The organism is Pseudomonas sp. MWU16-30317, assembly GCF_020515695.1.
Taxonomy (GTDB): Bacteria; Pseudomonadota; Gammaproteobacteria; order Pseudomonadales; family Pseudomonadaceae; genus Aquipseudomonas.
Genome location: NZ_JAIWJA010000002.1, coordinates 667,928 through 687,727 on the forward strand (window position 1 = coordinate 667,928; position 19,800 = coordinate 687,727).

The 19,800-nt window shown below is 62.9% G+C and carries 20 protein-coding genes; 8 read left to right on the forward strand and 12 right to left on the reverse strand.

The window, feature by feature from the left end; genetic code table 11:
• Positions 1 to 295: 295 nt before the first annotated feature.
• Positions 296 to 2,263, forward strand: coding sequence for a methyl-accepting chemotaxis protein (locus LIX93_RS07880; RefSeq protein WP_226503440.1), 1,968 nt, complete (start codon positions 296 to 298; stop codon positions 2,261 to 2,263).
• 110 nt (positions 2,264 to 2,373) lie between these two features.
• On the opposite strand, the gene LIX93_RS07885 is transcribed toward LIX93_RS07880, so the two are convergent.
• Entirely contained in the window at positions 2,374 to 3,564 is a 1,191-nt protein-coding gene (locus LIX93_RS07885; protein ID WP_226503441.1) for a benzoate/H(+) symporter BenE family transporter, read from the reverse strand.
• Positions 3,565 to 3,873: 309 nt separating this feature from the next.
• On the opposite strand from LIX93_RS07885, the gene LIX93_RS07890 reads away from it, so the two are divergent.
• A complete protein-coding gene (locus LIX93_RS07890) occupies positions 3,874 to 4,473 on the forward strand; it encodes a glutathione S-transferase family protein (RefSeq protein ID WP_226503442.1) in 600 nt (199 codons plus the stop codon).
• A 39-nt stretch (positions 4,474 to 4,512) separates the two neighbouring features.
• Here LIX93_RS07890 and LIX93_RS07895 read toward each other — a convergent pair whose 3' ends face one another.
• The 5 genes from LIX93_RS07895 to LIX93_RS07915 all read right to left on the reverse strand — a co-directional run bounded on the left by LIX93_RS07895 (position 4,513) and on the right by LIX93_RS07915 (position 7,242).
• Positions 4,513 to 4,884, reverse strand: a complete 372-nt coding sequence (locus LIX93_RS07895; RefSeq protein ID WP_226503443.1) for a glutaredoxin — start codon at positions 4,882 to 4,884, stop codon at positions 4,513 to 4,515.
• Between the two features lie 113 nt (positions 4,885 to 4,997).
• A complete protein-coding gene (folE, locus tag LIX93_RS07900) occupies positions 4,998 to 5,543 on the reverse strand; it encodes a GTP cyclohydrolase I FolE (protein ID WP_226503444.1) in 546 nt (181 codons plus the stop codon).
• 69 nt (positions 5,544 to 5,612) lie between these two features.
• Positions 5,613 to 6,170, reverse strand: coding sequence for a Smr/MutS family protein (locus LIX93_RS07905; protein ID WP_226503445.1), 558 nt, complete (start codon positions 6,168 to 6,170; stop codon positions 5,613 to 5,615).
• Positions 6,171 to 6,206: 36 nt separating this feature from the next.
• The gene (locus tag LIX93_RS07910) at positions 6,207 to 6,530 is read right to left on the reverse strand and encodes a hypothetical protein (RefSeq protein ID WP_226503446.1); all 324 of its coding nucleotides are present in this window, start codon (positions 6,528 to 6,530) and stop codon (positions 6,207 to 6,209) included.
• A gap of 121 nt (positions 6,531 to 6,651) precedes the next feature.
• Positions 6,652 to 7,242, reverse strand: a complete 591-nt coding sequence (locus tag LIX93_RS07915; protein WP_226503447.1) for a cysteine hydrolase family protein — start codon at positions 7,240 to 7,242, stop codon at positions 6,652 to 6,654.
• Positions 7,243 to 7,446: 204 nt separating this feature from the next.
• On the opposite strand from LIX93_RS07915, the gene prmB reads away from it, so the two are divergent.
• Positions 7,447 to 8,355 (forward strand): 50S ribosomal protein L3 N(5)-glutamine methyltransferase, encoded by a 909-nt coding sequence (gene prmB, locus LIX93_RS07920; RefSeq protein ID WP_226503448.1) that lies wholly within the window; start codon positions 7,447 to 7,449, stop codon positions 8,353 to 8,355.
• Between the two features lie 75 nt (positions 8,356 to 8,430).
• On the opposite strand, the gene LIX93_RS07925 is transcribed toward prmB, so the two are convergent.
• The 4 genes from LIX93_RS07925 to arsC all read right to left on the reverse strand — a co-directional run bounded on the left by LIX93_RS07925 (position 8,431) and on the right by arsC (position 11,020).
• A complete protein-coding gene (locus LIX93_RS07925) occupies positions 8,431 to 9,225 on the reverse strand; it encodes a hypothetical protein (protein ID WP_226503449.1) in 795 nt (264 codons plus the stop codon).
• A 179-nt stretch (positions 9,226 to 9,404) separates the two neighbouring features.
• On the reverse strand, positions 9,405 to 10,076 hold the full coding sequence (locus LIX93_RS07930; RefSeq protein WP_226503450.1) for a DNA-3-methyladenine glycosylase I: 672 nt from the start codon (positions 10,074 to 10,076) through the stop codon (positions 9,405 to 9,407).
• Positions 10,076 to 10,669, reverse strand: coding sequence for an NAD(P)H:quinone oxidoreductase (wrbA, locus tag LIX93_RS07935; protein WP_226503451.1), 594 nt, complete (start codon positions 10,667 to 10,669; stop codon positions 10,076 to 10,078). Before wrbA ends, LIX93_RS07930 begins: the two co-directional genes overlap by 1 nt.
• Positions 10,670 to 11,020 carry an arsenate reductase (glutaredoxin) gene (gene arsC / locus LIX93_RS07940; RefSeq protein ID WP_226503452.1) on the reverse strand — a complete coding sequence of 117 codons (351 nt, stop codon included), beginning with the start codon at positions 11,018 to 11,020 and terminating at the stop codon, positions 10,670 to 10,672. It abuts the gene before it with no gap.
• Between the two features lie 75 nt (positions 11,021 to 11,095).
• On the opposite strand from arsC, the gene LIX93_RS07945 reads away from it, so the two are divergent.
• Positions 11,096 to 11,560, forward strand: coding sequence for a TlpA disulfide reductase family protein (locus tag LIX93_RS07945; RefSeq protein WP_226503453.1), 465 nt, complete (start codon positions 11,096 to 11,098; stop codon positions 11,558 to 11,560).
• Positions 11,561 to 11,690: 130 nt separating this feature from the next.
• Here the strand turns inward: LIX93_RS07945 and LIX93_RS07950 are convergent, their stop codons facing one another.
• Entirely contained in the window at positions 11,691 to 12,128 is a 438-nt protein-coding gene (locus LIX93_RS07950) for a hypothetical protein (protein WP_226503454.1), read from the reverse strand.
• A 104-nt stretch (positions 12,129 to 12,232) separates the two neighbouring features.
• Positions 12,233 to 14,995: a response regulator gene (locus tag LIX93_RS07955; RefSeq protein WP_226503455.1), complete on the reverse strand. Its 2,763-nt coding sequence runs from the start codon at positions 14,993 to 14,995 to the stop codon at positions 12,233 to 12,235.
• A 249-nt stretch (positions 14,996 to 15,244) separates the two neighbouring features.
• Between LIX93_RS07955 and LIX93_RS07960 the strand changes: the two genes are divergently transcribed.
• The 4 genes from LIX93_RS07960 to rlmD all read left to right on the forward strand — a co-directional run bounded on the left by LIX93_RS07960 (position 15,245) and on the right by rlmD (position 19,692).
• Positions 15,245 to 16,000 (forward strand): response regulator transcription factor, encoded by a 756-nt coding sequence (locus LIX93_RS07960; RefSeq protein WP_226503456.1) that lies wholly within the window; start codon positions 15,245 to 15,247, stop codon positions 15,998 to 16,000.
• The gene (locus tag LIX93_RS07965; protein WP_226503457.1) at positions 15,987 to 17,357 is read left to right on the forward strand and encodes a sensor histidine kinase; all 1,371 of its coding nucleotides are present in this window, start codon (positions 15,987 to 15,989) and stop codon (positions 17,355 to 17,357) included. The genes LIX93_RS07960 and LIX93_RS07965 overlap by 14 nt, the downstream gene beginning before the upstream one ends.
• An 80-nt stretch (positions 17,358 to 17,437) precedes the next feature.
• Positions 17,438 to 18,340 carry a cysteine synthase CysM gene (cysM, locus tag LIX93_RS07970; protein WP_226503458.1) on the forward strand — a complete coding sequence of 301 codons (903 nt, stop codon included), beginning with the start codon at positions 17,438 to 17,440 and terminating at the stop codon, positions 18,338 to 18,340.
• Positions 18,340 to 19,692, forward strand: coding sequence for a 23S rRNA (uracil(1939)-C(5))-methyltransferase RlmD (gene rlmD, locus LIX93_RS07975; RefSeq protein WP_226503459.1), 1,353 nt, complete (start codon positions 18,340 to 18,342; stop codon positions 19,690 to 19,692). The genes cysM and rlmD overlap by 1 nt, the downstream gene beginning before the upstream one ends.
• Positions 19,693 to 19,800: the final 108 nt, after the last annotated feature.

A 19,800-nucleotide genomic window follows, 5' to 3' on the forward strand; every position in this document is an offset into this window, starting at 1 on the left:
GCCGCGCGCAAACTTCGCTCCCACAGTGCAACCGGCACCCGAGCCGTACACCTGTAGGGCAAAGCATGCTCGCGAAGAGGCTGCTTGCCCCAGCCTCATGATCTCTCACGCATCTGGCCTCACGTGAGTCGTCCACTTCGCACAACGACCCGCAACATAGCCAAAAGCGACATCCGCATAGCTATTTGCCATTATTCCGACGTCAAACACTTGTTGCCACGCTGATACAACCCTCACCCTGCACGAAACTTGTATGGGCAATGCCGCCCACCCGGGGCATCAAGGGAGCGAAGCAATGAAGTCGGCCAGCAGTGGATGGTTTGCCAACCTCGCGATGGCGAAAAAACTGGCGGTGGGCTTCGCCTTGGTATTGCTGCTGACCTTGGCCGTGGCCGCGCTTGGAGTATGGTCCCTGCGTACCATCAGCGAACGAGTCGACGGCCTCCAGCAGATGTCGGCGCTCAAAAGCGAGCTGCTGGCTGCGCGCCTGCTGGAACAGGATTTTGCCCTGCATTCGGACACCAAGCAGGCCGATGCCCTGCGCAAGGGCGTCGATGCACTCCTGGCCACTGCTGCTCGACTCAAAACCCTCAATCCCGCCAATGAATCGGTCATGAGCGGCGCCGAAGCCGATCTCAAGGCTTACCGTGCCGCGTTCGATCAGTTTTTCGATATCAGCCAGAGCAAAGAGCTGTCGCTGGAGATGGCCAGTTGGTCGGTGGCCAACGTCGCCAACAACCTCGACGTGTTGCAGGCCGGTTTATCCGATGATGGCACTTACGAGTTGAAGAAGTCCCAGGGCGAAAAGGGCAGCGAGTTCATCGACCAGGCCAATCAGGTTGGCCAGGTCGGGCGCCTGATGTTGCAGGCCATGGAGGAGGCCCGAGTGCGTCTGGACAAAAGTCGCAAGGGTGAAGCTGACGACAGCAGCCAAGGCCGCATCACCCAGGCGGACGACGCGTTGAGCCAGGCCAAGGAGCTGCAGACCAAGGTCGAGGACGCGGGCTATCAGACGGTGATTGGCGAAACCGTCACCCACATCACGGCCTTCAGCCAGACGCTGGGTGAATACACCGATCTGCTGGCCAAGGAAAAACAGACCTCCATGCAACTGCATGACCGCGCCAATCAGGTGGTTAGTCGCGTCAATCAGGCCTATGCCGAGCAGAATCAGGCAATGCAGGCCGAGCTGAAGAAAAACATGCTGTTGATCATCGTCGCTTCCGGCCTGGCGCTGTTGGTGGGCGTGCTGGCGTCGTGGCTGATCACCCGCCTGATCGTCACGCCTCTGCGCAGTGTGATTCGCCGTGCGCAGCAAATTGCCGACGGGGATCTGAGCGCTGAGACCAGCGTCGATCGGCGTGACGAAATCGGTCAATTGATGGCGGCGATGCAGCAGATGGGCGCGGGGCTGAGCCGCATCGTCAGCGGCCTGCAAACGGGTATCGATCAGTTGGCGCATTCGGCGCAGTCCTTGTCGGCAGTGACCGAGCAGACCAACCTCGAAGTCAGCACACAGCAGGAGGAAACCGAACAGGTGGCCACGGCAATGAACCAGATGACTGCCACCGTTCATGACGTCGCGCGCAACGCCGAGGAGGCAGCGCACGCGGCCCAGGCGGCCGATAACAAGGTCGAGAGTGGTCAGCAGGTGGTGCGTCAGAGCATGCGGCGAATCGAGCAGTTGGCCAGCAGCTCGCAATCCGCCAGTCAGGGTATTTCCAGCCTTAGTGAGGAAATCCAGAACATCGGGTCGGTGCTGGCAGTGATCAAGAGCGTTGCCGAGCAGACCAACCTCCTGGCCCTGAACGCCGCCATCGAGGCGGCGCGGGCAGGGGAGCAGGGCCGTGGCTTTGCGGTAGTGGCCGACGAAGTACGGGCGCTGGCACGCCGCACTCAGCAATCGACTGCGGAGATCGAGCGGCTGGTCAGTGCCTTGCGCCTTGGCGCCCAGGCGTCGGTTCAGCAGATCCAGAGCAGCGAGGAGTTGGTCAAGCTGGCAGTCAGCGACGCCCTGCAGACCGAAAGCGCCCTGGGCAGCATAGCCTCGGCGGTGTCGGTGATCCAGCAGATGAACCAGCAGATTGCCGCCGCCGCGGAACAGCAAAGCTCGGTGGCCGAAGAGATCAACCGTAGCGTCACCAGCATCCGCGCCAGTGCCGATCAGTCGGCGGTGGCGATGCAGGGTAACGCGGCTTCAAGTATCGAACTGGCGCAGCTGGGGCATGAGCTGAAAGGCATGGTCGGGCATTTCCGGCTGTAGTCAGGCGTAGATATCACCGGCCCTTCGCGGGCAAGTCTTGCGCCCACGGCGGTCGTACACCTGTGGAGCAAAGCTTGCTCGCGACAAGGCCAGTGCAAGCGCAACAAGCATCAGGCTTTGCGCCAGTTGAGAATCAGCAGAGTCAGCATCCCTGCCACGATGCCCCAGAACGCCGACCCCACGGAAAACAGCGTCAGCCCCGATGCTGTCACCATGAAGGTCACCAGCGCCGCCTCACGTTCTCTGGGCTCGCTCATGGCCTGGGTCAGGCCGTTGATGATCGAACCGAACAGTGCCAGTGCCGCGATCGACAGCACCAGTTCTTTGGGCAAGGCCGCGAACAGCGCTGCCAGGGTCGCACTGAAGATCCCCGCCAACCCATAGAAAATCCCGCACCACATCGCCGCTGTGTAGCGTTTTTGCGGGTCTTCATGGGCATGGGGGCCGGTGCAGATCGCCGCGCTGATCGCCGCCAGGTTCACCCCGTGAGACCCAAAGGGCGCCAGCAGCAGCGAAGCGATGCCGGTCGCGGTAATCAACGGCGATGCCGGCACCTGATAACCATCTGCCCGCAATACCGCGACCCCAGGCATGTTCTGCGAGGTCATGGCCACCACGAACAGTGGAATGCCGATGCTGATGGTTGCGCCCACCGAGAACGACGGCGTGGTCCATTCAGGCACCGCCACTTGCAAATGGAACTCGCTGAAATCCAGCAGCCCCAGCAAGCCGGAAACCACGGTGCCGAGTACCAGCGCCGCCAGCACCGCATAGCGCGGCGACACGCGCTTGACGATCAGGTAGGTGAAGAACATGCCCAGCACCAGGCCGGTACGATGCTGGGCTGCGACGAAGATCTCGCTGCCGATCTTGAACAGAATTCCCGCCAGCAGCGCCGCCGCCAGGGACGAGGGCAGGCGCTTGACCATTTTCTCGAAACTGCCGGTCACGCCGCAGATGATCACCAGCACCGCGCAAGTGATATAGGCGCCGATCGCCTCGCCATAGCTGACGCCGCCCAGGCTGGTGATCAGCAATGCAGCGCCGGGAGTCGACCAGGCCACGGTGATCGGCGTGCGATAACGCAGCGACAAGCCGATGCTGCAGATCGCCATGCCGATCGACAATGCCCAGATCCACGATGAAATTTGCCCGCTGGTGAGCCCGGCCGCTTGCCCGGCCTGGTACATCAACACCAGGGAGCTGGTGTAGCCGGTCATCATGGCAATGAACCCGGCAACCACCGCCGAAGGCGAGGTGTCGGCGAGCGGCCGCAGGGGCGTCTGGGTGGGATACTGCATGGATACCCTCCTTGGGCGATCAGAGGGGCGCCAGCCTAAACGTCGCAGTGGATAAGGCTGCGATACAGGTAGGGAAATGTTTTGCAATACAGTGAGCCACAAAGAGGCAGTCGAGCCCGTGCTTGGTTACCGGTGAGCAATGGCGATGATGGCTACCCACCATCGCTGCTGAAAAGAATCCGTCTCTTCTTGAGGCGCTGTTGTTCGCTGGAGATCTGCTGAGCAATATTTCAACGCCGTTTTCTCTATCCCTCGCTAGGGGTCCCCTGGCTTTGCTACAGTCATCCCCTATTCCATGGGGGACGCGAGATGTACAAGGTCTACGGCGACTATCTGTCAGGCAACTGCTTCAAGATCAAGCTGATGCTCCATCTGCTGGGCGTCGAGTATTCGTGGCACGCAGTGGACATCCTCAAGGGCGAGACCGAAACCCCCGAGTTCCTGGCCATGAACCCCAATGGCAAGGTCCCGGTGCTGGAGCTCGAAGACGGCACCTACCTGTGGGAATCCAATGCGATTCTGAATTTTCTCGCCGATGGCAGCCCGTTCCTGCCCACCGAACCGCGCTTGCGCACCCAGGTGTTGCAGTGGCAATTCTTCGAGCAATACAGTCATGAGCCGTATGTGGCGGTGGCGCGGTTCATCCAGTTCTATCAGAAGATGCCGCAAGATCGCCTGGAGGAATACAAGGTCTGCCACAAGCGTGGCTACAAGGCTTTGCGGGTGATGGAGAAGCAGCTGGAGTTGACGCCGTATCTGGTAGGCGATCAGTGCTCGATCGCCGATATCGCGCTCTATGCCTACACCCATGTTGCCGATGAGGGCGGCTTCGATCTCACGCCATTCCCGGCCATTCGCGCCTGGCTCGAGCGCGTGGCGGCATTGCCGGGTTATATCGGGATGCGTTGATCTCGGCCCGCACAGCTTGCCGAAAACCGTCGCAAGCCATCAGGCAGCAGCGAAACGCTTGTTGAGATACTCGATGATCACCTTGGATTCATACATCCAGGTGGTCTGGCCGTTCTCTTCGATGCGCAGGCACGGCACTTTTATCTTGCCGCCTTCGGCCAGCAGAGTATCGCGGGCGCTGGCGTCGTTCTTGGCATCGCGCAGGGTCACCGGCACGTTGAGCTTGTGCAGAGTGCGGCGAGTTTTCACGCAGAACGGGCAGGCGTGGAACTGATACAGGGTCAGGCCCTGGGCGGCTGTGTCGACGGCGGCCTGGGCATCGCTGTTGCGTTTCTGCTTGGGTGGACGGGTCAGCAGATCGCCAATCACGATCACCTGGCCAAGGCCCACGCGCAGGGCTTTCATCAACATTGCAGTCTCCACACGGTCAGTGTAGCGAGGGGGCTTGCACCCGAAAATCGCGATCAAGGCCCACCGTGGCGAGTCCTGAATCATTCAGGGGCAAGCCCCTCGCTACAGATGAGTTACTTGATCAAACTCAGAAATTCACTACGAGTCGCCGAATTTTCGCGGAATTCGCCCAGCATCACTGAAGTGATCATCGAGGAATTCTGCTTCTCGACACCGCGCATCATCATGCACATGTGCTTGGCCTCGATCACGACAGCAACGCCCAGTGCACCGGTCACCTGCATGATGGCATCGGCGATCTGGCGGCTGAGGTTTTCCTGGATCTGCAGGCGGCGGGCGTACATATCGACGATACGCGCCACTTTCGACAGGCCCAGAACCTTGCCGCTTGGGATATAAGCGACGTGCGCCTTGCCGATGAATGGCAGCAGGTGGTGCTCGCACAGGGAGTAGAGCTCGATGTCCTTGACCAGCACCATTTCGCTGTTGTCCGAGCTGAACAGGGCGCCGTTGGTGACTTCCTCGAGAGTCTGCTCATAGCCGCGGCACAGGTACTGCATGGCTTTGGCGGCGCGTTTGGGCGTGTCGAGCAGGCCTTCGCGGTTCACGTCCTCGCCGAGTTGGCCAAGGATCGCGGTGTAATTCTGTTCCAGGGACATGGATCTACCTGTCAAGTTTTTCGCAAACGCGAAGGGTACGGTTACCGGGCACGCGCCGCAAGTTAAAGCTTATTCGTCGCGGCCTTCGAGCATGGTCCGCTTGAGCATGACATAGACCGCGCCGGCGCCGCCGTGACGGGGTTGGCAGGACGTGAAGCCGAGCACCTGGGCATGTTGTCGCAGCCAGGTGTTGACGTGGCTCTTGATCATCGGCTTCTTGCCGTCCAGGCGCACTGCCTTGCCATGCGTGACCCGCACGCAGCGGACCTCGAAGCGCACCGCTTCGGCGAGGAAGGCCCACAGGGTTTCCCGCGCCTTTTCGACGTTCATGCCGTGTAGGTCGAGGCTGCCTTCGAAACCGATTTGACCGAGCTTGAGTTTGCGCATCTGGCTTTCCTGCACGCCGTCACGGGCCCAGTGCAGGTCGTCTTCGGGGCCGACGTCGATGACGAACTGATCAGACAGCCCGTCGACGAGGGTGGCGTCGGTGCGCACCGTGGCCGCCTTGCGCAGCGTGTTGAGGTTTTTGCGGTCGACCCTGGCTTTGCCGGTGTCGGCACGGTCATGGCGAATCGGCTTGACGCCTTTTACTTCGCTCTTGAACAGGGAAAAATCATCGTCTTGCATGTCGGCCTCCAGCGCAGAAGGAGGAGTTTACGCGAGTCAGTCATGCTTTTTCATCAGATGCGGCGACATGTTCAGCGCGCTGCTCCGGCGCAGGCGACGGCGGCAGGCACGCCAGAGGCCGACACCCAGCCACAGCACCAGTAGCCCCACGAGCGTGATGACGCCCGAGCCAACCGCTGTGGTGTTGAGATCGCCGATGGCCGGCGCGTGGCCCAGCAAGCTGCCAATGCCAGCCATGGTCAACAACACCCCCAAGGTGGCCAGCACTGCCGCAAACGCCGCCGCCAGGCGCATGCGCCAGGTGCCTTGGCCGCGAGGGCGAAGCCGACGGGCATTGAAGCCGCCATCGGATATCTTCATTACGCTTTCCTCAATGGGCGTTACTGGGTTGAACGTCGGGATTGGACTGCGCTGCAGCCATGATGTTCCGGGGGCGCGGGGTGCAGGCGCTGAACGCGCTGGCAAGCCCCACGGGGTCAGATCAGATCAGCTCGGCGGTGGTGCTCACCGAGGCGAAGTTGTCAGCCATGGTCGCCATGCCCACGGCCTTGACCTGTTCGGCGCTCAGCACGCTGCCTTTGTACGGCAGGTCACGAGTCGCGCAGGCGTCTTCGACCAAGGTGCAACGGTAACCATAGTCCTTGGCGGCACGGATGGTGGTGCTGACGCTGGAGTGGGTCATGAAGCCGCAAACGATCAGGTCGACATTGCCCAGGCCTTCAAGGTGCTGGTGCAGATTAGTGTTGTTGAATGCGTTGGGCAGGCGTTTTTCGATCACGGTCTCGTCGCCTTGCGGGCCGACGCCATCGATGAACTGGCCGCGATTGCCTTGCGGGTCGAACAGACCGCCGACGGTGCCGAGATGGCGGACGTGGACGATCGGGCGGCCAGCGGCGCGGGCAGCCTGGAGGAGCAGGGCGATGTTCGCGACGGCCTTATCGATCTCGAACAGGGCCAGAGGACCGCTGAGGTACTCTTGCTGCGCATCGATAATCACCAGGGTGGCGTGGCTCAAGCTGGTAGGCGGGTAACCGCGACCGCTGAGTTGAAACATCGTCTTCGGATCGGACATCGAGGGCTCCTTTGGTTAGGGCTTTTGCGACATTCTCCACTGCTTCGCGCGTTCTGTGAATCACTGTGATTGCACAGCCCGTGGTTACTGGCTTTGCGGGCTGTCCAAGTGGCCAGTATTCGGCGCCATGACGCGGTCGGAGTGCCTGCGGACACCGGCACTGTCCGTGATAAACTCCGCAGTCGTATCGATTGGAGTATGCCTGTGATCACTTCCCGCCTGCGCACTTTGCGCGACCACATCCGTTGGGCCGTCAGCCAGTTTCATGGTGAAGACCTGTTCTTCGGCCACGGCACCGACAACGCCTGGGACGAAGCGCGACAGTTGGTGCTGGGTGCGCTGCATTTGCCGTGGGAAATCGCCGACAGCTACCTCGATTGCCGTCTTGAGGACGACGAAGTCAGCAAGGTCCAGCATCTGATCAAGCGCCGCGTCAAGGAACGCATCCCGGCCGCCTATCTGCTGAACGAGGCGTGGTTCTGCGGCATGTCGTTCATCGTCGACGAGCGCGTGCTGGTGCCCCGTTCGCCCATCGGCGAGTTGATCGAAAACCGCTTCGAGCCCTGGCTGGCACAGGAGCCGGCGCGCATCCTCGATCTGTGCACCGGTTCCGGCTGCATCGGCATCGCCTGCGCCGACGTATTTCCCGAGGCCGAAGTGGTACTGGCGGATCTGTCCTTCGAGGCGCTGGAAGTGGCCAACCAGAACATCGAGCGCCACGGCGTCGATGCGCGGGTCTATACCGTGCAGGGCGATGGCTTCGACGGCCTGCCGGGCCAGCGTTTCGATTTGATCGTGTCCAATCCGCCCTATGTCGACGCCGAGGATTTCGCCGATATGCCGCCGGAGTACCAGCACGAGCCGGAACTGGGCCTGGCCTGCGGCGATGATGGTTTGAACCTGGTGCGGCGCATGCTCGCGCAAGCGGCTGATCACCTGAACGACCACGGTTTGTTGATCGTCGAGGTCGGTAACAGCCAGGTGCATGTCGAGGCGCTGTATCCGCAAGTGGACTTCGCCTGGCTGGAATTCAGCCGCGGGGGCCATGGGGTGTTCATGCTCAGCGCGCAACAGTGCCGCGAGCATCAGGCGCTGTTTGCCGAGCGAGTCTGACCTGTAGCGAGGGGGCATGCCCCCGTTTCGCGGTGCGTCAGACACCCCGAGGTGATGGGGGCCGCCGCTCCAGGTTCAGCGGTGCGTCGCCATCCAGATCAGCAACCCGGCCTGGAACACCGAGAAGGCAATCAGGCAGGCGATGGTGAAGCGCAGGCTGTGGTCGTCGCGCCGATACTGGCTGACCGACTCTTCATGTTTGCGCAGCTGCACTTCCTTTTCCGCCAGGTTGTGATCGGCCAGTTCCAGCATGGACGCCACGTCGAGAATTTCCACCGGCTGGATGCGTTCGGGGTTCCAGGTCGCCAGCAAGCCGCCGACCTTTACCGGCTTGTAGCTGCCCTTCAGATGCTGGGCATCTTCATAGCTGACTTCCAAACCATGGGTCGTGAGCACGTGATCGCGGCGCAGGCGATGGCCTTCGACCAGCGCCTCCTTGTTGGGCAGGTCAGCGCCTTCGATGCTGTAGGCCGACCATTTGGGCTGCGCCCAGATTGCCGCCTGGGCCAGCAGAAAGCGGCCGATGCCACGGTTGCCGGGTTCGGTCTGCAGCACCTCGGGAATGGTGCGCACGGTGTGTTTTTCGTGATCGACCCATACGTCCAGGCTGTTCTGCTCGGGCCGGGTGCGTTGCCCCGGCAGTTCGATTTCCAGGCGCAGCAGACTGTAATGGGCATTGTGCCGCTCGGCGCGCCCAAATTGGATGAAGCGCAACGGTCGCGGACCGGTGTTGCGGTCAGCGGGCAGGGGCACCAGGCGCAGCATCTGGAAATGCTCCGGGCGCACGTCGTCCCATGGCAGCTTGGGCGCTTCAGGGACGGTCGCTGCGGTCTTGGCGTCGACGGCCGTATTAAGGGGGGCGGTAGTCATGGGGGATTCCTCGTGCTCGAAGGGTGTATCGGCAGAGGTACAAAAAGCTGAAGTGGCGGTTCAGGGTGTGTGCAAGCTTTGCCGGCCTCTTTGCCGCCGAACGCGCAACCTTGCTCCCACGGATTTACACAGATCCGGTGGGTGCAACGCGCGCCCGCGGGGCGGCGATCTCACTGCAATCAGTGGTTTGCGGTAAACGCCAGCATTGCCGACAACTGGCACATCGGCAGGCCGCTGTCGGCGTGCCATTGGTTGAAGACGTCCTGCACCAAGGCCTGGTCGCGTTTGCTGCTGGGCACCTTGTCGACGATATTCTGTGCATTCAGGGCGGCTACCACGTCCCAGGTAGGGATGAAGGTGTCCTTGCCGATCATGCGCAAAAAGCGCGGCGCCGACAAACCACCCAGCTGGGTGCCGTGCTTGGCCAGGTATTGCCACAGCCCGGTGATCTCGGTCACCGGCCAGTCGGCGATAAAGGCGCCGAAACTACCGTGTTCGTGGGCGATGTCGAGGATCATCTGCGCGTTGCGGGGCACGCTCTTGAGCTTGCCCAGGTGGCGGATGATGCTTTTGTCCTGCATCAGACGTTCAAGGTGCTCGGCGCTCATCAGCACGACCTTTTCTGGATCGAAACCGAAAAAAGCTTTCTCGAAAGCCGGCCACTTGGCATCCACCAGGCTGTGCTTGAGGCCGGCCCGAAAGACCCGCAAGGCCATGGTCGACAGATAGCGATCGACGCTGATCTTGCGCAGCTTTGCGGGCGTGAGCGGCGTCGGCAGCTGAGCATCGAGGGCCTTTTGCGAGCCAAAGCGGTTGAGACAGAACTCGTGCAGCCATTTGTAATCTTGCATCAAGCCAGATCCTTTGCGACCTTGCCCAGGCGTTGGCCGAGGGCGCGGCACAGGGTCAGTTCGTGTTCGTCGAGGGGGAGCTTGCCATCGGCACCGGCGTGGTGGCTGGGGCCGTAGGGCGTGCCGCCGCCGCGGGTGTCGAGCAGAGCCGACTCGCTGTAGGGCAGGCCGGTGATGAGCATGCCGTGGTGCAGCAGCGGCATCATCATCGACAGCAGGGTGGTTTCCTGGCCGCCATGCAGGCTGGCGGTGGAGGTAAAGACCCCGGCCGGCTTGCCGACCAGATCACCACTGAGCCACAGGCTGCTGGTGCCGTCGAGAAAGTACTTGAGCGGCGCGGCCATGTTGCCGAAGCGCGTCGGGCTGCCGATCGCCAGACCGGCGCAACCTTTGAGGTCGTCGAGGCTGGCGTACAGCGCACCCTGCTCCGGAATCTCGGGGGTGACGGCTTCGCATTCGCTCGACACCGCCGGCACGGTGCGCAGGCGCGCTTCCAGGCCGCTCAGTTCAACGCCACGGGCGATCTGCCGGGCCATTTCCCGGGTGGCGCCGTGACGGCTGTAATACAGCACCAGAATGTAGGGCGTGCTCACTTACAGGATCTCCAGGACATTTTCCGGTGGCCGGCCGATGATGGCCTTGTCGCCGTTGACCAGGATCGGCCGTTCGATCAGGTTGGGGTGCGCGACCATGGCGTCGATCAGCGCGCTGTCGCTCAAGCTGCTGTCGGCCAACTCGAGAGCCTTGTATTCGTCCTCGCCGGTGCGCAAAAGTTGCCGCGCGCTTAGCCCCAATTTGTCCAGCAGGGTCTTGAGGGTGGCGGCATCGGGCGGGGTGTCGAGGTAGCGCACGATGGTCGGAGCCAGCCCGCGGGCTTCAAGCAACTCCAAGGCGCTGCGTGATTTCGAGCAGCGCGGGTTGTGGTAGAGCGTCAGGTCGGTCATGGCGGGCGCCTATTACTTGCGTTCGGTGGCGGCTATTCTAACCACCTGGTGGCATCGATAAAGAGGAAAGCGGCAATGACTCGGCATTTCATCTCTGGCGTGGCCCTCATGGTGGCATTGCTGCTGGGAGGCTGCGGAGCGGACTATGGCCCGGACCAGAACGGCAAGCCGGTGGCGGCGCGGCAACTGGATGATCAGTGGCTGGTGGTCAATTACTGGGCCGAGTGGTGCGGCCCGTGTCGCACCGAGGTCCCGCAGCTCAATAGCCTGGCCGATCAGCTCAAGGGGCAGGGCGTCGCGGTAGTCGGGGTCAATTTCGACAACCTGCAGGGCGCAGACCTCAAGCAGGCGGCAGACAATCTGGGGATTCGCTTCACGGTACTAGCGAACGACCCGGCGCCGCGTTTCGACCTGCCGCAAAGCGATGGGTTGCCGGTGACCTACATCATCGACAGTAAAGGCAAGGTGCGTGATCAACTGGTCGGCGAGCAGACGGCGGCGGGGGTGCAGGCGCGGTTGAAGGCGTTGCGTCAGGGGTGAAGTGGGGGGGCTGAACGGACGCCTTCGCGAGCAAGCTTTGCTCCCACAGCCGTGCGGAGCTGGACCGGCTGGCACCGTAGGAGCAAAGCTTGCTCGCGAAGCGGCCAGCCCAGTCGTCACATGTCTTCGATCAGGCCGCTGCCGCCTGGCATTTCGGGCAGCGATGTTGCTCACCCGTGGTGCGCCAGCCAAGTTCGGCGATCCGCGCAACGGCTGCCGGCTGCTGGGCTTTCTGGCCCAGCTTGGCATCGACGGCGAACTCGAACGTCAGCTCGGTGTTGCAGGTGTCGCATTGCACTTTCCATTCGTGAATCGACAACTCGCCGAACACTGGCCCTTTGGCCACAGCCGTCCATTGCCCCGGAGGATTGATCAAGTGACGAACCTTTTCCACCGTGAGGCGCATCGACAGGGTTTTCGAACCCTTAAGCGTGACCAGGAGCACGTCGTCGGCCTTGATCGAGCCGCCGTTGCCGGTGACCTGATAACGGCCAGGCACCAGCGCCCGGCACTCGGTCAGGGTGTGTTGAGGGTTGAATAGGCTGTAGCGGAAATCGTGTTCGACCATGTGGTCCTCCAAATTGGCGCGCATGCTATCACGGCGGCGGCGCTGCAGCGGCATTCAGGCAGGCGCTGTGCGATGCAGCGGCGCGCGCTGAGTCACCGCCATATTCAAGCCTCCTCCCGCGCCTGCTCAGCCAGCCGCATGATCGCCTGATCGAGTTCGTCCAGCGCTTTGCCCGCCCCTTCATCATGCTGTTTGAGCAAGGTCTCGCTGCGCTGACACGCCGCGCGCAGCTGAGGCACGCCGCAGTAGCGGGTGGCGCCATGCAGGCGGTGCACGCGCTCGATCTGCGCGTTGATATCGCCGCTGTCACGGGCCGCGCGGATCGCCTGGCGGTCGCTTTCCAGGGCGGCCAGCAGCATCGCCAGCATGTCGGCGGCGAGGTCGGCCTTGCCGGCGGCCAGGCGCAGGCCCTCCTGTTGATCGAGTACCGCCAGCGGCCCGGCTTCGCGCGGCGTTTCGAAGCTGCTGCGCGCGGGGCTCAGGTGCAGCACCAGGCCGGTCCATTTCAGGACCACCTGGGCCAGTTGCCGCTCGCTGATCGGTTTGGTCAGGTAGTCGTCCATGCCACTGTGCAGCAGCGCGCGCTTCTCGTTGGCCATGGCGTGGGCGGTCAGCGCGACGATCGGCAGCGACGGGCCGGTCTGCGCGCTCTCCCAATGGCGGATGCGCTCGGTGGTCTCACGGCCGTCCATGTCCGGCATCTGCACGTCCATCAACACCAGGTCGAAATGTTCGGCCTGCACCGCTTGCAAGGCCGCCATGCCGCTGTCGACGGCGCGTACTTCGGCCCCCAGGTCCTCCAGCAGCGTTTGCACCAGCAGCAGATTGGCTGGGTTGTCATCGACGCAGAGCACCTTGGCGATCCGACTGTTGCCAGTTTCCAGGTTGTTGCCCAAGCCCAACGACAAGCGCTTGGGGTTGATCAGGTCGGCCAGGCTGCGACGCAATTTGCGCGTACACGACGGTTTGGCCTGTAACTGACTGTGGGCATTGGGCACCCGCGGTTGATACAGCGTGTGTTCGGTGGTGGGGCACAACACCAGCGGCTGGCAACCGAATTGTTCGAGGCCGCGCACGTGTTGCTGCAGTTGGTCGGGTGGCATGTCGTGGCTGGTAACACCCAGCACAGCCAGCTCGATAGGCTGCCCGGCCAGTTGCGCGGCCTCGACGGCAGCGATCATTTTCTGCGCCGTAGGGAAGGCGCTGACGATCAGCCCCGAATCTTCAAGCTGATGCTGCAGGGCCTGGCGCGCCAGCTCGTGACTCTCGAGGATGGCCACGCGACGGTTCAGCAACGGCGGCGCCGGGCGATCTTCGGCATCGTCGCGGGCCTTGGGCAATGACAGTGAAATCCAGAAGGTCGAGCCCTCGCCCGGGGTGCTGTCGACGCCGATCTCGCCACCCATCTGCTCGACCAGGCGCTTGGAAATCACCAGCCCCAGACCGGTGCCTCCGGGCTGGCGCGACAGCGAGTTGTCGGCCTGGCTGAAGGCCTGGAACAGCGCCTGCACATCCTGGGTCGAGAGGCCGACGCCGGTGTCCTGAACGCTGATGCGCAATTGGGCGTTGTCCTCGTCGTCATCCTCGAGCATGGCGCGGGCGACGATGGTGCCTTCACGGGTGAACTTGATCGCGTTGCTGACCAGGTTGGTGAGGATCTGCTTGAGGCGCAACGGGTCGCCGACCAGCGAGATCGGCGTGTCGCGGTATACCAGGCTGACCAGTTCGAGCTGCTTGGCGTGAGCGGCGGGGGCGAGAATGGTCAGGGTGTCCTGGAGCAGGTCGCGCAGGTTGAATGGAATACTGTCGAGCACCAGCTTGCCGGCCTCGATCTTGGAGAAGTCGAGAATCTCGTTGATGATCCCCAGCAGGCTGTCGGCAGACTTTTCGATGGTGCCCAGATAGTCGAGCTGCCGTGGGCTCAGCTCGCTTTTCTGCAGCAGGTGGGTGAACCCGAGAATGCCGTTGAGCGGCGTGCGGATCTCATGGCTCATGTTGGCCAGGAACTCCGACTTGATGCGGCTGGCTTCAAGCGCCTCTTTGCGGGCCATGTCGAGCTCGATGTTCTGGATCTCGATGGTTTCGAGGTTCTGGCGGACGTCTTCGGTGGCTTGGTCGATACTGTGCTGGAGTTCCGACTGAGCGTCCTGCAGGGTCTCGGCCATGCGGTTGATACCGGCGCCGAGTTCGTCCAGCTCGTGACTGCCGAGGGGCGGCAGGCGGTTTTCCAGGTTGCCATCCTTGAGCTGCGCCACCGCCTGGCGGATGCGCGCGATGGGGGCGCTGATGCCATGGCTCAGGCGCAGTGCCAGCAGGCCGGTCAGCAGCAGGGCGCCCGCCATCAGCACTACGGTCATGAACAGGATGCGATAGCCGCGCAGCAGGGTGCCGCTGTGGGAAATTTCGATCTCGACCCAGCCCAGCAGCCGGTCCGCTTCGCCCGGGACGGCATCGCCCGCCAGGTCGCGATGGCGGCCGTATACCGGTTGCAGATAGCGGGTGGCGTCGTTGCCACTGACTTGTAGCTGGCGTTGGCCGCTACCCTCGGGCTCGGGGTTGAGCATGCTCGGCCCGGCGTGGGCCATGGGGCGCTTGTCGGCATCGAGGAACGCCACCGAACGCACATCGGCCTGTTCCAGCGCCTGCGCGGCGATGCGCTCGAGCCAGGCGTCGTCGTGCTTGATCAGCGCCGGGGCCACCAGCGGGGCCAGTTGCTCGGTGAGCAAGGCGCCGCGGCGCAGCAGGTTGTTCTGCAGCTGATCCTGCTGTTGCCAGGCAAAGTAGCCCCCCAGCAGCACCGCCATCAGCGCCGCTGGCAGCAGGGCCAGCAACATCACTCGGCTCTTGAGCCCCAATTTGTTCAGCACAGCACTCTCCACCATGGCCCATGCGGTGAAAAATACCCCGAGAAGCGCCGCTGCGCACCCACTAACTCATGCGCAAGTGGAGTCCAGGCGGGAGCGGGCTGTGCCCGCGAAGGCGTCCGACCTGACACCGCGCCACCCGTATTCGCAGGCAGAGCCCGCTGCCACAGGGATAACCCCGGGCAAACGTTGCTTGCCCATCCCTGTTGTTTAAACAATAATTCAGCAAATGAGAACCAACAGCAGAAGCCAATGAATCCCGCTCCGCTTGGCCCCCCCTCCATTCTTGCCGTTGAAGACGATCCGGTCCTCGGTGCCTTCGTGCACGATCAGCTCGGCCGTTGCGGCTTCGAGGTGACCTGGTGCCGCGATGGCAGAATCGCCCTCGACATGGTGCGTAGCAACGCCTACGACGTGGTGCTCATGGACGTGCTGTTGCCTGGCATGAACGGCCTCGATGTACTCGGCCACCTGCGCGAGCACTCGGCCACGCCGGTGATCCTCATGTCGGCGCTGGGGGCCGAGGCCGATCGCATCAACGGTTTTCGCCGTGGGGCCGATGATTATCTGCCCAAGCCGTTCAGCGTCGATGAGTTGCATGTCCGGGTCGAGGCGATTCTGCGCCGCGTGGCCATGGAGCGCCGCCATCAACCACCGCTGCCCGCCGCCCCGGTCGATGCCTTGACCTTCGACGAGCAGCGCACGGATGTCTGTCACGAGGGCCGCTGGGCCGGGTTTACGCCCAGCGAGTATCGGCTGCTCGAAACCTTGCACCGCAGCGATGAAGAAGTCCTGACCAAGGCCTTCCTCTATCAGCACGTGCTGCAGCGCGGCTATGCCCAGCACGATCGCAGCCTGGACATGCACGTCAGCCAGATCCGCCGCAAGCTCAAGGCCATCGGCTACGAGGCGCGGGCGGTGCGTACCGTGTGGGGGCGCGGTTATACCTTGAGTGCTGCCTCCAGCACGACGAGCGCGATGCCGAACGCCTACCATGCGCTCGGTTGATCTGCCCTACCGCCACTCGCTGTTCTGGAAGCTGGCGGGGCTGCTGATCGCGTTCTGCTTGCTGATGATCTGGCTGAGCTGGTCATGGGGGCGCTATATCGAGACCCGGAACGCCTATCTGTCCAATGAGGCGCGCCAGACCCTGAGCGGCTATGCCGAGCAGGCCGAGCACGCCTGGCAGCAGGGGGGGCGGTATGCCCTCGATGCGTGGCTGCTGAAAGTGCGTGAGCGCGAACGTGGCTGGGTGGCCGTGGTCGGCCCGAACCTGCAATCGTTGAGCAGTCAGCCATTGAGCGATGCCGACATGCAGCGCATGACCTTCTTGCGCGGGCTGGACTGGCCGACCAGCCGTCGGGCCAAAGCAGCGCCCTGGATGAAGGTGCCATTCCCCGATACACCCTCCGCCGGCATGCTGGTGATCGAGTTGCCCGAGCGCTTTGTGCCCGGCGGCTATTTGCTGTTGTGGCAATTACTGACCAACGGCCTGGCGCCTGCGCTGTTGACCTTGCTGCTGTGCGTGGGCCTGTATCGCATGCTGGTGGTGCCGCTCAATCAATTGCGCGAGCAGGCCAAGGCTTGGCGCGCCGATCAACTCGGCACCCGCCTGCCGATCGAAGTGGCGCGCCGCCACGATGAATTGGGTGAGCTGGGGCGGGCCTTCGATCAGATGTCCGAGCGCCTGCAGACGACGGTGCAATTCCAGCAACAAGTGCTGCGCGACCTGTCCCACGAGTTGCGCACGCCCCTGAGCCGACTGCGGGTGGCCTGCGAAACCGAAAACGAGCTCGAGGCCATGCGCCAGCGCCTGAGCCGTGAGGTCGACGGCATGCAGCGGCTGGTGGAAGACACCCTGCAACTGGCCTGGCTGGACACCGAGCGGGCGCCCATGGCGCGCGAGCCGATTCAGGTGCAGGCGTTGTGGGAGATGATCGCCGAAGATGCCTGCTTCGAGAGCGCCTGGCCCATGGCGCAACTGCAGTGCCAGGTGGGCGCCGACTGCTGGGTCGAGGGCAATCTCAACAGCCTGGCGCAGGCCCTGGAAAACATTCTGCGCAATGCCATCCGCCATTCACCGGCCGGCGGCATCGTGACCTTCGGCGGCCACCTGGAAAACGGTCGCTGGCACCTATGGCTGGAGGATCAGGGCGGCGGTGTCGCCGAAACCGACCTGCAACGCATTTTCGCGCCCTTCACCCGCCTTGATGGTTCGCGGCCCGGTGACGGCGGTTTCGGCCTGGGCTTGAGCATCGCGCGCAACGCCCTGTTGCGCCAGGGCGGCGCGCTCTGGGCACACAACGGCACGCGGGGGCTGCGCCTGAACCTGTGCCTGGCGGCTGCTTATAACGTACCGGCATAACCCCCGCACTTTGCGTGATATGGGCTGCGCACGTTTGCCGGTATGATAGGCGCCCCCGCAGTCTGGATTGCGAATTCGCCATGACCCTGCAGTATCCCACTATCGCCGATTGCGTCGGCAACACGCCGCTGGTTCGTCTGCAACGACTGTCCGGCGTCACCAGCAACACCCTTCTGCTGAAGCTGGAAGGCAATAACCCGGCTGGTTCGGTCAAGGACCGCCCGGCGCTGTCGATGATCACCCGCGCCGAGGGCCGTGGCCAGATCCAGCCCGGCGATACCCTGATCGAGGCGACCTCCGGCAACACCGGTATCGCCCTGGCGATGGCGGCGGCCATCAAGGGTTACAAGATGATCCTGATCATGCCGGACAACTCCACGGCTGAGCGCAAAGCGGCCATGACCGCCTATGGCGCCGAGTTGATTCTGGTCACCCGTGAGCAAGGCATGGAAGGCGCTCGCGACCTGGCTGAACGCATGCAGGCCGAAGGCCGCGGCAAGGTGCTGGATCAGTTCGCCAACGGCGACAACCCCGAGGCGCACTACCGCAGCACCGGCCCTGAGATCTGGCAGCAAACGGGTGGCAGCATTACTCATTTCGTCAGCTCCATGGGCACCACCGGTACCATCATGGGTACCTCGCGTTACCTCAAGGAACAAAATCCCCAGGTACAGATCGTCGGTCTGCAGCCAATGGAGGGCTCGGCCATCCCCGGTATCCGTCGCTGGCCGACCGAATACCTGCCAAAGATCTATCACGCCGAGCGCGTCGATCGGATCGTCGACATGGCCCAGAGCGAAGCCGAGGACATGACCCGTCGCCTCGCCCGCGAAGAGGGCATTTTCTGCGGCGTGTCTTCCGGTGGTGCGGTGGCGGCGATGTTGCGTCTGTCCCGTGAAGTTGAAAACGCGGTGATCGTCGCGATTATTTGCGACCGCGGCGACCGATACCTGTCGAGCGGCATTTTCGATGCGCCCAACTGATGGCTAAAAAAAGCACGGGCCTGCGATTTCAGCCGGCCGGCGGCAGTCGCGCCCCGCAAGTCCCCACAGGCAAGAAGCAGCGCCTGACGCTCGAGCGCCTGAGCAACGACGGCCGTGGCATTGCCTTTATCGACGGGCGCACGTGGTTCGTCTCTGGTGCGCTGGAAGGCGAAGAGGTGGAGGCGCGGGTGCTCAACACCCATGGCAAAGTGGTCGAGGCGCGCAGCGAAAAAGTCCTCAAGGCCAATCCGCAACGCCGCCTGGCGCCCTGCGCGCGGGCCGATATCTGCGGTGGCTGCAATGTCCAGCACATGCCCCACGCCGATCAGCTAGCCTTGAAGCAACGGATGCTTGCCGAGCAACTTTCCCGTATTGCCGGCGTCGAACCCGACGCCTGGGCGGCGCCGCTCACGGGGCCGGAGTTCGGCTATCGGCGGCGTGCACGGGTGGCTGTGCGCTGGGAGCCAAAAACCCGTCAGTTGCAAGTAGGGTTTCGTGCCACTGCCAGCCAGGACATCGTCGCCATTGACGATTGCAGCGTGCTGGTACAGCCCTTGCAGCGTATTTTCAATGAGTTACCGGCGTTACTGCGTTCGTTCGCCAAGCCGCAAGTACTGGGTCACGTCGAACTGTTCAGCGGGACGGCCTTGGCGGTGATGGTCCGCCATGTGGCGCCGTTGGCCGAAGCCGATCAGCAGGTGTTGCAGGAGTTTTGCCAGCGCCATGACGCGCAGCTGTGGCTGCAGGGCGAAGATCGCCCCCAGCCCGTCGACCCGCAGGCGCGCCTGGGCTTCACGTTGCAGCCCTGGCAGCTGGAACTGGCCTATCGGCCGGGGGATTTCGTTCAGGTCAACGAGGCGGTCAACACCGCCATGATCCAGCAGGCGCTGGAGTGGTTGGCCCCAGGCAATCAGGAGCGGGTGCTGGATCTGTTTTGCGGGCTGGGCAACTTTGCCTTGCCATTGGCCACCCTGGCGCGCGAAGTGATCGCGGTCGAGGGTGTCGACGCCATGGTGGAAAGGGCGGCGCAGAATGCCGTCAGTAACAATTTGCAAAATGTTGGCTTCTATCAGGCCGACCTGTCCCAACCGCTGGCAACGGCGGCCTGGGCGACCCAGGGCTTCGAGGCGATCCTGCTCGATCCACCCCGTGATGGCGCATTCGAAATTGTGCGTAATATCAAGGCCTTGGGGGCAAAGCGGGTGGTGTATGTGTCCTGCAATCCGGCGACTCTGGCCCGCGATACGGTCGAGTTGCTCAAGCAGGGGTACAAGTTAAAACGTGCCGGGATCCTCGATATGTTTCCGCAGACCGCACATGTCGAGGCCATGGCGTTATTTGAAGCGAGCTAGGATGCTCGTCTAATCCGTTTGGCGTGCGAATGCCTGGTCCCTGCCTGAGCCTGGCAGGGGCCAAAGCCAGCGACAGTTGATGCCCCCCGAGGGCGTCGTAGGGAAGGT

Excerpts from the sequence above, each read along its gene's own strand:
- LIX93_RS07880 (WP_226503440.1), top strand. The coding sequence starts at position 296 with ATGAAGTCGGCCAGCAGTGGATGGTTTGCCAACCTCGCGATGGCGAAA.
- LIX93_RS07885 (WP_226503441.1), bottom strand. The coding sequence starts at position 3,564 with ATGCAGTATCCCACCCAGACGCCCCTGCGGCCGCTCGCCGACACCTCG.
- LIX93_RS07890 (WP_226503442.1), top strand. The coding sequence starts at position 3,874 with ATGTACAAGGTCTACGGCGACTATCTGTCAGGCAACTGCTTCAAGATC.
- LIX93_RS07895 (WP_226503443.1), bottom strand. The coding sequence starts at position 4,884 with ATGTTGATGAAAGCCCTGCGCGTGGGCCTTGGCCAGGTGATCGTGATT.
- folE (WP_226503444.1), bottom strand. The coding sequence starts at position 5,543 with ATGTCCCTGGAACAGAATTACACCGCGATCCTTGGCCAACTCGGCGAG.
- LIX93_RS07905 (WP_226503445.1), bottom strand. The coding sequence starts at position 6,170 with ATGCAAGACGATGATTTTTCCCTGTTCAAGAGCGAAGTAAAAGGCGTC.
- LIX93_RS07910 (WP_226503446.1), bottom strand. The coding sequence starts at position 6,530 with ATGAAGATATCCGATGGCGGCTTCAATGCCCGTCGGCTTCGCCCTCGC.
- LIX93_RS07915 (WP_226503447.1), bottom strand. The coding sequence starts at position 7,242 with ATGTCCGATCCGAAGACGATGTTTCAACTCAGCGGTCGCGGTTACCCG.
- LIX93_RS07925 (WP_226503449.1), bottom strand. The coding sequence starts at position 9,225 with ATGACTACCGCCCCCCTTAATACGGCCGTCGACGCCAAGACCGCAGCG.
- LIX93_RS07930 (WP_226503450.1), bottom strand. The coding sequence starts at position 10,076 with ATGCAAGATTACAAATGGCTGCACGAGTTCTGTCTCAACCGCTTTGGC.
- arsC (WP_226503452.1), bottom strand. The coding sequence starts at position 11,020 with ATGACCGACCTGACGCTCTACCACAACCCGCGCTGCTCGAAATCACGC.
- LIX93_RS07945 (WP_226503453.1), top strand. The coding sequence starts at position 11,096 with ATGACTCGGCATTTCATCTCTGGCGTGGCCCTCATGGTGGCATTGCTG.
- LIX93_RS07950 (WP_226503454.1), bottom strand. The coding sequence starts at position 12,128 with ATGGTCGAACACGATTTCCGCTACAGCCTATTCAACCCTCAACACACC.
- LIX93_RS07960 (WP_226503456.1), top strand. The coding sequence starts at position 15,245 with ATGAATCCCGCTCCGCTTGGCCCCCCCTCCATTCTTGCCGTTGAAGAC.
- LIX93_RS07965 (WP_226503457.1), top strand. The coding sequence starts at position 15,987 with ATGCGCTCGGTTGATCTGCCCTACCGCCACTCGCTGTTCTGGAAGCTG.
- cysM (WP_226503458.1), top strand. The coding sequence starts at position 17,438 with ATGACCCTGCAGTATCCCACTATCGCCGATTGCGTCGGCAACACGCCG.
- rlmD (WP_226503459.1), top strand. The coding sequence starts at position 18,340 with ATGGCTAAAAAAAGCACGGGCCTGCGATTTCAGCCGGCCGGCGGCAGT.